Below are 8,889 nucleotides of genomic sequence, written 5' to 3'. Positions count from 1 at the left end.
TAGCCAGCACCGGAGGCGTATGGGGACACGCCTTCCAGGAACTTGTAGGTCATGTCACCGATGAAGGGCATTGTTTTGCCTTCACCTGCGCCGAAAGAGAGGCTGTAACCGCAGGCCCACCAGAGGAGGGTGACCAGACCAGCAATACCCATGCACTGGGCGATGACGGAGAGGACGTTCTTCTTGCGGACGAGACCGCCGTAGAAGAGAGCCAGACCGGGGAGGGTCATGAAGATCACGAGGGCGGTGCTGGTCATCTGCCAGGCATTGTGGCCCGGGCCAGGGCCGGCGATGTTGGAAGTCCAAGTGGTGTCACCGTCTTTGCCTGGCTGCACGTTCTGCACGTACTTCTCCAAGTCAAAGATGCGCTGTTCAACGGTGGGTCCGGCGGGGGCTTCAGCAGCAGGGGCCGCAGCAGGCTCGGGAGCCGGGACGGCGACCGGTGCGGGCGCTGGAGTCGGAGCAGGGGCAGCCGCTGGCGCCGGGGCGGGCGCTGGAGCTGCGTCTTGGGCAAGGATATCGCCGCTCAGGAGAACGGCGGATGCCAGGAGTCCGCACGTGAACGTGCGCCAGTGGGGCAGGATTCGCATCATGTTTATGGGTTGGATCGGTGTTGTTTGGGAGAGGTGGCTACCTGGGGGTTATCCCTGATTTCCGCCACTCCCCGGATGCAAAGCATTGGCCGTGCCAAGTTTGGGGATCATTCATTTTGCAGTCTTTGCGCCCAGGCGGAATAGTTTTGCCTGCGTCACAACAGCCCTCTTGATGTGTGCGGGCTGGTATCTCTGGCCTGATCGGTGTGCTTGAGGGTGCCCTAGGCGGCTTGAGGATTCTCAGGGCGTTCCTGCCCCAAAGGTTTCACTTGAAACTCACCCCTGAAAGACCGACAGCGCGCGCTCCCTGTTCGCGCAGGATTCTATGTCCGAAGATTTTTACATCTATGTCATCGCCGGTTTCGTGGCCCAGCTTATTGATGGGGCTCTGGGAATGGCCTATGGCATCACGGCTTCCAGCCTGCTGATGGGCTGGGGGGTGCCGCCTGCCGTGGTCAGCAGCACCGTTCATGCGGCGGAGTGCTTCACCACCGGGGCTTCGGCCATTTCCCACCATGCCTTCGGAAACATCAGCAAAGACCTTTTTCGCCGACTTTTGATCCCTGGTATCATCGGAGCAGCCGTGGGTGCCTACACACTCAGCATGATCGATGGTGACATGATCAAGCCTTACATTTCGGGCTACCTGCTGATCATGGGCCTGGTCATCATTATCAAGGCGTTCATGGCGTTTCCTCCACGTGAAGTGACGACCAAACTGACACCGCTGGCCTTGATCGGCTCCTTTCTGGATGCTGTTGGCGGTGGCGGCTGGGGACCGATTGTGGCCACCAATCTCATTGTGCGGGGTAATTCGCTGCGCCATGCCGTGGGCAGTGTGAATGCGGTGGAGTTTTTTGTCACCCTGTCGGCCTCATTGACCTTTTTCCTCAGCATTGGCTTAGGCCACTGGCAGGTCATTGCGGGTCTGGCCCTCGGGGGCGTGGTTGCAGCTCCGTTCGGCGCTTTCATGACCAAACGGCTGCCTCAACGGCCCATGATGGTCGTGGTTGGTGTTTTGGTGGTCCTCATGAGCCTGCGCACCTTGCTGAAGGCGCTCGGATATTCGACCTGGATCTGACCTCAGCAACAAAGCGGAACAGATGGAAGTGCTCTTTCCTGAAGTCCATTCAAGGACAATGCAGGCATTCTCTGATGATTGGTTCCATCGCTTATGACACTGGGGCAACGTCCCAAAGGTCATCCATCGTCCTTTTTTGGTCTTAAGGCGATCAATTGGAGGCAGTCAAACCGCCGCCTTTGGCGCGTTGCAGGCCCCAGGACATGAGCAGGCGACCGTCATCCCAGATGTATTTGGTCTTGGTGCCTAACTGAACGAGAATCACGTCCCGGCCACGGGAACTGGCGGTCGAGATCAGGCAGCGACCACTGGCCACGGTGTAGCCCGTTTTCATGCCGTTGCACTCTGGCATGTTGCCCAGGAGATTGTTCGTGGACTTCAGAGTCACTGTGCTACCGTTGTTTTTGCGGAAGGTGTAGTATTGGCGGCGCACGGCGTCCCGGACGATGGGATTGCGATAGGCTGCCATGGCGATCCGCGCCATGTCGCGGGCGGTGGAGTACTGGCCCGGAGCGGTGAGGCCGTGGGGATTTTTGAAATTCGACTTCGAGCAGCCGAGGGATCTAGCCTTGGCGTTCATCTTGGCGGCAAAGGCGCTGATGCTGCCTGCATTGTCTCGGGCCAGCACATTGGCCACGTCGTTGCAGCTTTTGATGAGAAAGGCATACAGCAGGTGCCTGCGGGTATAGACCTCACCGGGGCGCAATCCCAGGCAGGTGGGCTCCACCTTCACATCCGAGGCCATGACTTTCACGGGCTTGTCAAGATTGCCCGCATCCAGCACCACGAGGGCGGTCACCAGTTTCTGGGTGCTGGCCACGGCGCGGGCGGTTTCCGCATTTTTTGAGGCCAGATGCTTGCCCGTGTGCGCATCGATCAGCAGGTAGGAGGAGGCACGGATGGATGGCGTGTTGGAGGCCGCCACAAACATCGGTTCACCTTCCACATCCCAGCCGGGGTGATAAGCTGCGGGCTGGGCGATCGGGTAAGCCGTCTGTGAATACCCTCCGTTACCGCTGAAGTCACCGGCCGAGCGCACGGGGTTTTGAGGGTTCGAACAGGCCGAAAGCAGGGAAACCAGGATCACCGGGGCTGCCAGCCGCAGGAAATGGGTGGAAAAAGAAAACATACTCAAAAAAACGAAGGGGGGACAGGGATGGCGACGCAAGTTTGGTGCCGTCGCAGAACTCTTCTTCATCTAGGAGGGCAGGCTGCCGGGTGTCAACCTTGACTGCCAGTCCAATGTGGGCTAAAAATCGTGACCATGGGGCACGCATTTCAACAATAAAGCGCGTATTCATGTCACATATTCACTGATGCTTGCGGAAATCTTCTCTCCTGCTGTCTGGCAGATCCTGACCGAGGCCCTCCCGGTTATCATCTCACTCATCATCATCGAAGGCCTCCTGTCTGTGGACAATGCCTTGGCGATTGCCGCCATGGCGGCCCACCTTCCGCATCATCAAAAGTTCTGGGCACTGCGGGTCGGCATCATCGGGGCGTACGTGTTCCGTGGCTTGGCCCTGCTTTTCGCCACCTACATCATTCAAAATCCGTGGCTGAAAATGGCGGGTGCGGCCTACCTCATTCACCTCATGGCCCATCACCTGGCCACGGCGCACAAAAACGCCCACGCAGAGCAGAATGGGACGGATACCATCAAACGCGGCTTCTGGGGAACGGTCGCCTCCATTGAGCTGATGGATCTCAGCCTGGGGGTGGACAACGTCGTCGCCGCCGTAGCTCTCAGCGATGAGCTGTGGGTGGTGTTTACCGGCGTTTTTATTGGCATCCTGGCCCTGCGCTTCGTGGCGGGTTACTGCATCGGGTTGATCGAAAAGTTCCCCATCCTGGAACACACCGCCTTTTTGCTCATTGGCTATGTCGGCCTGATTTTGGTGACGGAGCTCACCTTCCATGTGGACATCACCACGCTCATGAAATTCGTGGGCATCGTGTCCATCATTGGCCTGTCACTGCTGTACTCCAAGAAGCCTATGGTGAAGACCATCCTGAAGCCGATCTTGCAGGTGTTGATGCTGCCAGTGAGGCTTTACGATCTCATCATCGGCAACTTGTTCATGGTGCTGTTCATTCCTTTCAAATCCGCATCTTCCCTGGTTCATCGCATCCTTCCCAAGCCGAAACCGGTGCCTGAGAAGAAGGATGAAGAAGAGGAAAACTCTCCGCAGCCGCCTCTGGCCTGAGTTACCCCGGCCTGGGAGGCCGGGCATCCGCCTGGATGATGCCACTTTCACCTTGCCTCGCCCCTGCCTCCGCGCTCCGTGTGCGGCATGGCACTGATCATTAACGGCGAAGAAATTGACGACGAAGTCATCGAAGGAGAATTCCGCAATGTGAAGGGGCACTATGAGCGCATGCTCCAGGTGGCCTGCTGTGAGCGTGACCAGGAGTTTCGCGGATATGCCAAAGACAATCTCGTCTCCCGCGTGCTGCTGAACCAGGAGTCCGTCAAACGCTTCCCGGAAGTCTCGGATGAGGATGTCAGCGCACGCCTGCAAAAGCTCATTGAGGAGGCAGGTGGCGAAACCCAGTTCTACATGAACATCGGCATGCCGTACAAGGATGAGGCCGTGGTGCGGGAGAATGTGAAAGGCGGCGTGCGGCTGGACAAGATGCTGGGGGACATCTATGGCGCGGATCCAGACTATTCGGAAGAAGAGCTGACCGCCGCCTACGAGAGCAATCTGCCCCTCTACATGACGGAGGAAATCATCCGCGTAGCCCACATCACCAAAAACCTGCAGGGTGCCCAGAGCCGTAACGAAGTCTTCAAGACCATGCGGGAACTGCGCACCCAATTGCTGGCTGGGGCGGACTTTATGACGCTGGCGGAGGAGCACCGGGCCGATGAACAGCAGCAGATCGACCTGGGCTGGTTCAAGCGCGGGGAATTCATGGAGGAGTTCGAGGTCATCGCCTTTTCCATGAACGATAGGGAAATCAGCCCCGTCTTCACCACCCAGCTCGGTTTTCATCTCTGCACGGTGCTGGGGCGCAAATCCCCGGAGGCCATCCCTTTTGCCGCCGTCAAGGAGGCCGTGCGCCAGCGTTTGCTGGAATCCCACAAAGACACCCGGTTCAATGAGTTCATCGCCCAGCTCAAAAGCGAGGCGAAAATCGAAGATACCGACCCGGATGAAGCGGGGGAAAGCGGCGGACACTGAAGAGTCCCTTCGACACATCCGTCGCTTGCCAGGTCGCTCATTTGACCCGAAAGCCTTAAGCCTGCCCGCATGACCGATCTCCTCGCCTATTACCTGCACGATCTCAGCCCCTACGTCATCCGTTTCACCGACAGTTTTGCCGTGCATTGGTATGGGCTGGCCTACGTGCTTGGGTTTTATCTGGCCTATCGGGTGATGCTGTTTCTGGCCCGGCGGGGGCTTTCTGAGATCAAGCCGGATCAGGTGGCCGATTTCATCACCATGGTGGCCCTGTTCGGGGTCGTGCTGGGTGGTCGTCTGGGTTACATGCTGCTCTATGACTGGGATCGCTTTATCGCAGCACCCTGGAGCCTTTTCCTGCTGAACCAGGGCGGCATGGCCAGCCATGGCGGCATTGCCGGGGTGGCCCTGTTTCTCCTTTGGTATGCGCGGCGGCATAAGATTTCCTGGACTGGGCTGGGCGACACCCTCGTCTGCGGTGCCCCTCTGGGCATCTTTTGCGGACGCATCGCGAACTTCATCAATGGCGAGCTGTTTGGCCGGGTGACCACGGTCCCCTGGGCCATGAAATTCCCCACGGAGCTGCTCCATGAAGACTTCGTGGTCCAGGGCGGCAAGGAGGTGATGTCACTGCCTCCAGGAATGCAGCACAGCCCGGAGATCATCGCGTTTTTCAAAACGCAGCCGGAGGGTGTGGCCGGGCTGGAGGCCATGCTGCACCCGCGCCATCCGTCGCAGCTTTATGAAGCCCTGGGCGAGGGACTTTTCCTCTCCGCCATTCTGCTGGCCGTGCGGCTGCGTTATCCCCGCCTCCCCCATGGCATTCTCACGGGTCTGTTTTTCATCCTCTACGCCATCGCCCGCATCAGTCTGGAGTTCGTCCGCCAGCCCGATTCTGGTTCTGAAATGATCATGGGGCTCACACGCGGTCAGTTCTTCTCGGTCTTCATGATTGCCATCGGAGCAGCGTTCATCGCCTACGGCTGCTTCCGGGGAGCCCCCAAAGCGTCCCTGGCGCGCTGAATCTTGGCCTCGCGTGCATTTTCATGCTCCTGCTGGACTGAGGAATGCATCACGCCATGGTAAACGGCCATGTCTTCCGACGTCCTCATCACCAAGCGCAAAGAGTTCCTCCCGCTGACGGATGAGCTGGAAACCTATCTGGATGAGTTCGGCCGCCACTACTCGCTGCCAGCCTCCTACAAGGACCTGCTGGGCTTTACCGAAAGCTATCCGCTGGATGACAAAAACGGCAACCCCACCCACTGGTCCAGCGTCTTGTACCCGCGACAGATGCAGGATGAACTGTATCCCCGCCTAACTAGCATTTACTCCCTGCTGCGAACGGGGGATCTCCACGCTGTGCCACACCTTTTTGTGGAGCGGGTGGACTACTGTGAGTTTGGCAATTCACGACCTTTCCGCATCCGGGTGGTCAACCAGTATAACGACAACTATGACCATTTTTATGTGAAAACGGCCGATGCCTCCCGCGTCTATGGCCTGGAGCTGGAGCATCTGCTTTCACCCAACCGCATCAACTACCTGGCGCAGCGCAACACCCTGGTGGAAGAGCACATCGCCGGCGTTCCGGGGGATGTTTTCATTCGCGATCATCTGGACCGTCCTGACGTGAACAAGGTGCGCATTGCCAAGGAGTTTGTGAAGTTCAGCGAGCGCTGCTTCCTCCGTCTGCTGGGAGACATGCGCAGCTACAACTATGTCATCGACATCACGCCGGACTTTGAGGACGTGCAGTATCGCGTGCGGGCGATTGACTTTGACCAGCAGAGTTATGAGGGGCGGCGCAGCATCTACCTGCCGCAGTTTTTCAAAGAGAACAACCCCGTCGTGTGGCTGTGCGGCAAGCTGCTGAACCTGCCCACGATGAACCAGTACCAGGACGAGGAGCGCAGCCTGATCGCCCGCCGTTACATCAGTGAGCATCAGCGCATCACGGCACTGCTGCAGATCATGAAAAACAATCCGCGCGAGCCAGCGGACAAGGTGGCCCAGCTCGCCAAGGAACTGGGCGAATACCACAATACGGAGGCCTTCGACACCTGCACAAGCATGGGCGCGGTGGTGGAGCGGAATCTCGAGGTGACCCTGGGACGGCACCTCGTTTAGACGAACATTGGGTGGCTACCTCAAAACGTAGCCTTTTCTAAAAAGGCACGCTCCTCAGGCAGCATTTTTGCCTGGGCCTCGATGGTCTGCACCACGCTCTTGGCCGCATCGGCGGCGTTCTTGGCGTTGCTGCCACGGGCCATGGCGGCGAGGATGGCTTTCTGGCCGGGGGAGAGGCTGCCCACATCCAGATCGCGCAGCAGGGCGGTGGCCGATTCCACATCCTTCATCCGCCAGTGGGCCAGCGCCACCAGAAGACGGCGCAGGTGGTCCTCGGGACGTTGCTGCAGCAGCTTTTGGGTTTCATTGAGGGTGAGTTCAAGCTGCCGTCCGGTGAGGAGGTTTACATAGAGGAAGCGCTCGACATAAACAGGATCATCGGGCCAGCGACGCGCAGCCTCAGTCGCGGCTTCCAGCAGGCCTTCGGTATTGCCATTGGCCTCAGAGGCGCGCAGCAGTCCCTGGTAACCCAGGCGGTCAGTCCGGGGATTCAAGGCCGCGCTTTTATAGGCGCTTTCGGCGATGTCTGAGTAGCCTCGGGCCTCGGCATACTCGGCGATTTTCATGGAAAGATCACCACGCCGTTCAAAGTCGGCCGCATTCCTCGCGGCGGTAAGGGCTCGGCGGACTTCATCGGTGGGCTTCCGCATCACAAAGGCGAGGTGAGCGCGGTAAAAAGCGCTCACGCTTTGGTTCAGGATGGCCTCCACCTTGGGATCCTTCACCAGACGTTCCAAGTCATTGAAACGTTGCAGCATGGTCAGGGCGGTGAGGTAGTTTTCCAGCAGGGGCTGGAAAGCCTTGGCATCCTCTTCGTTGACCAGGGCCAGCACTTGCAGAAATTCCTTCTGCTCCACCAGCCAGCGCACCATGGGCACAAGGTCTTCGCGGGTTTTGCCACGGGCGAGGTCAATGGCCTCTTGGACCAACTGCACCTTTTGGGCAGGGTTCATTTGCAGTTTGCGTTTTAGGGCTGCCACTTGGTGCCGGCCCGTGGTCTTGGGGTGGCTGCGCAGTTTTTCGATCAGACGGGCGGCCTCCTCTGGAGGCAGGACTTCGAAGCTGTCGAGAAACTCCAGCGCGGCCAGACCATCGGCATCCTCCCGCTCTGCCACAGTCCAGGCCCGGCGCATGCCCTCGGCACGTTCGCCAGGATTGGCCGATTCCGTCTGCAGCCTGGCCACACGCAGGCTGTGCCCGGTGTCTTCAGGATGCTTCTCCGCATACGTCTTCAGGGTCTTGAGCAGGACAGAACTTTGCTGGCTGCTGCTCCAGACCTGCTCGGCAAGTTTCATCGACATGGAATCCGTGGGCGCAAGGGCCAGCACCTCCTCCAGCAGCGTGGCGGCCTCTTTCCCGCGATTCAGATTCAGTAGGGCCTTCACGCGAGTCTGCTTGTCTTTCAGCTCGGTGGCTCCTTTGGATTCCAATCGGTCGAGGAAAAACAGGGCCTCAGGCCGTTTCATGGCGGTGAGGTACTCGGTATTCAGGCGGATGGCATTGACGTTGTCCGGCGCCACTTTGTAGGCTTCCTGGGCTTTGAACACCGCATTCACGATCTGTCCGTCTTCGGCCAGTTGGCGGGATTCGTTCACCATTTTTTCTGCCTGCCAGTCCTGGTAGCCGTCCTGGATCGGCTTGGCATAGTAGATGCCCAGACCCATCAGAGTCAGGCAGAAGGTCCCCACACCGATCCTGGCTGCCCAGCGGGCGGTCTTGGACTGGCGGTCCCGGTGTGCCTGGGTGGGTGGCACCATCCAGTGCCAGACGGCCACGAAGGGACGGAAGAGGATGAAAGGCTTCGGCTGTCCGTTTTGATTCGGATCAATCGTCTGGTTGGTGAGCACTGCGGAAAAGGAGGGGGCGGTTGGGGGAGAGTACCAAGATAACGAACGCT

General features: G+C 58.9%; 7 protein-coding genes and 1 pseudogene. 5 read left to right on the top strand and 3 right to left on the bottom strand.

Annotated elements, in window-relative coordinates; genetic code table 11:
* A pseudogene (locus ABEB25_RS22445) lies at nt 1–593 on the bottom strand (ammonia channel protein); the annotation flags it as partial.
* A gap of 325 nt (nt 594–918) precedes the next feature.
* Here ABEB25_RS22445 and ABEB25_RS22440 point away from each other — a divergent pair.
* Nucleotides 919–1,674, top strand: coding sequence for a sulfite exporter TauE/SafE family protein (locus ABEB25_RS22440; protein ID WP_345738688.1), 756 nt, complete (start codon nt 919–921; stop codon nt 1,672–1,674).
* 151 nt (nt 1,675–1,825) lie between these two features.
* Here ABEB25_RS22440 and ABEB25_RS22435 read toward each other — a convergent pair whose 3' ends face one another.
* Nucleotides 1,826–2,803: a D-alanyl-D-alanine carboxypeptidase family protein gene (locus tag ABEB25_RS22435; RefSeq protein ID WP_345738687.1), complete on the bottom strand. Its 978-nt coding sequence runs from the start codon at nt 2,801–2,803 to the stop codon at nt 1,826–1,828.
* A 187-nt stretch (nt 2,804–2,990) separates the two neighbouring features.
* Here ABEB25_RS22435 and ABEB25_RS22430 point away from each other — a divergent pair, with 187 nt between their 5' ends.
* The 4 genes from ABEB25_RS22430 (at nt 2,991) to ABEB25_RS22415 (ending at nt 6,992) form a co-directional block, all read left to right on the top strand.
* Entirely contained in the window at nt 2,991–3,881 is an 891-nt protein-coding gene (locus ABEB25_RS22430; RefSeq protein WP_345738686.1) for a TerC family protein, read from the top strand.
* Between the two features lie 87 nt (nt 3,882–3,968).
* Complete coding sequence (locus ABEB25_RS22425) at nt 3,969–4,862, top strand: peptidylprolyl isomerase (RefSeq protein ID WP_345738685.1); 894 nt, start codon at nt 3,969–3,971, stop codon at nt 4,860–4,862.
* Between the two features lie 69 nt (nt 4,863–4,931).
* A complete protein-coding gene (lgt, locus tag ABEB25_RS22420; RefSeq protein WP_345738684.1) occupies nt 4,932–5,885 on the top strand; it encodes a prolipoprotein diacylglyceryl transferase in 954 nt (317 codons plus the stop codon).
* A 69-nt stretch (nt 5,886–5,954) separates the two neighbouring features.
* Nucleotides 5,955–6,992, top strand: coding sequence for a hypothetical protein (locus ABEB25_RS22415; protein WP_345738683.1), 1,038 nt, complete (start codon nt 5,955–5,957; stop codon nt 6,990–6,992).
* A gap of 20 nt (nt 6,993–7,012) precedes the next feature.
* Here the strand turns inward: ABEB25_RS22415 and ABEB25_RS22410 are convergent, their stop codons facing one another.
* Complete coding sequence (locus ABEB25_RS22410) at nt 7,013–8,839, bottom strand: hypothetical protein (RefSeq protein WP_345738682.1); 1,827 nt, start codon at nt 8,837–8,839, stop codon at nt 7,013–7,015.
* Between the last annotated feature and the right edge of the window lie 50 nt (nt 8,840–8,889).

Source organism: Prosthecobacter algae (assembly GCF_039542385.1).
Classification (GTDB): Bacteria; Verrucomicrobiota; Verrucomicrobiia; order Verrucomicrobiales; family Verrucomicrobiaceae; genus Prosthecobacter; species Prosthecobacter algae.
Note: the sequence above shows the minus strand (reverse complement) of the source record. Positions and strands in the feature narration are given on the sequence as shown.

What these genes read in the sequence shown, in the direction of transcription:
- ABEB25_RS22440 (WP_345738688.1), top strand. Translation starts at nt 919, where the DNA reads ATGTCCGAAGATTTTTACATCTATGTCATCGCCGGTTTCGTGGCCCAG.
- ABEB25_RS22435 (WP_345738687.1), bottom strand. Translation starts at nt 2,803, where the DNA reads ATGTTTTCTTTTTCCACCCATTTCCTGCGGCTGGCAGCCCCGGTGATC.
- ABEB25_RS22430 (WP_345738686.1), top strand. Translation starts at nt 2,991, where the DNA reads ATGCTTGCGGAAATCTTCTCTCCTGCTGTCTGGCAGATCCTGACCGAG.
- ABEB25_RS22425 (WP_345738685.1), top strand. Translation starts at nt 3,969, where the DNA reads ATGGCACTGATCATTAACGGCGAAGAAATTGACGACGAAGTCATCGAA.
- lgt (WP_345738684.1), top strand. Translation starts at nt 4,932, where the DNA reads ATGACCGATCTCCTCGCCTATTACCTGCACGATCTCAGCCCCTACGTC.
- ABEB25_RS22415 (WP_345738683.1), top strand. Translation starts at nt 5,955, where the DNA reads ATGTCTTCCGACGTCCTCATCACCAAGCGCAAAGAGTTCCTCCCGCTG.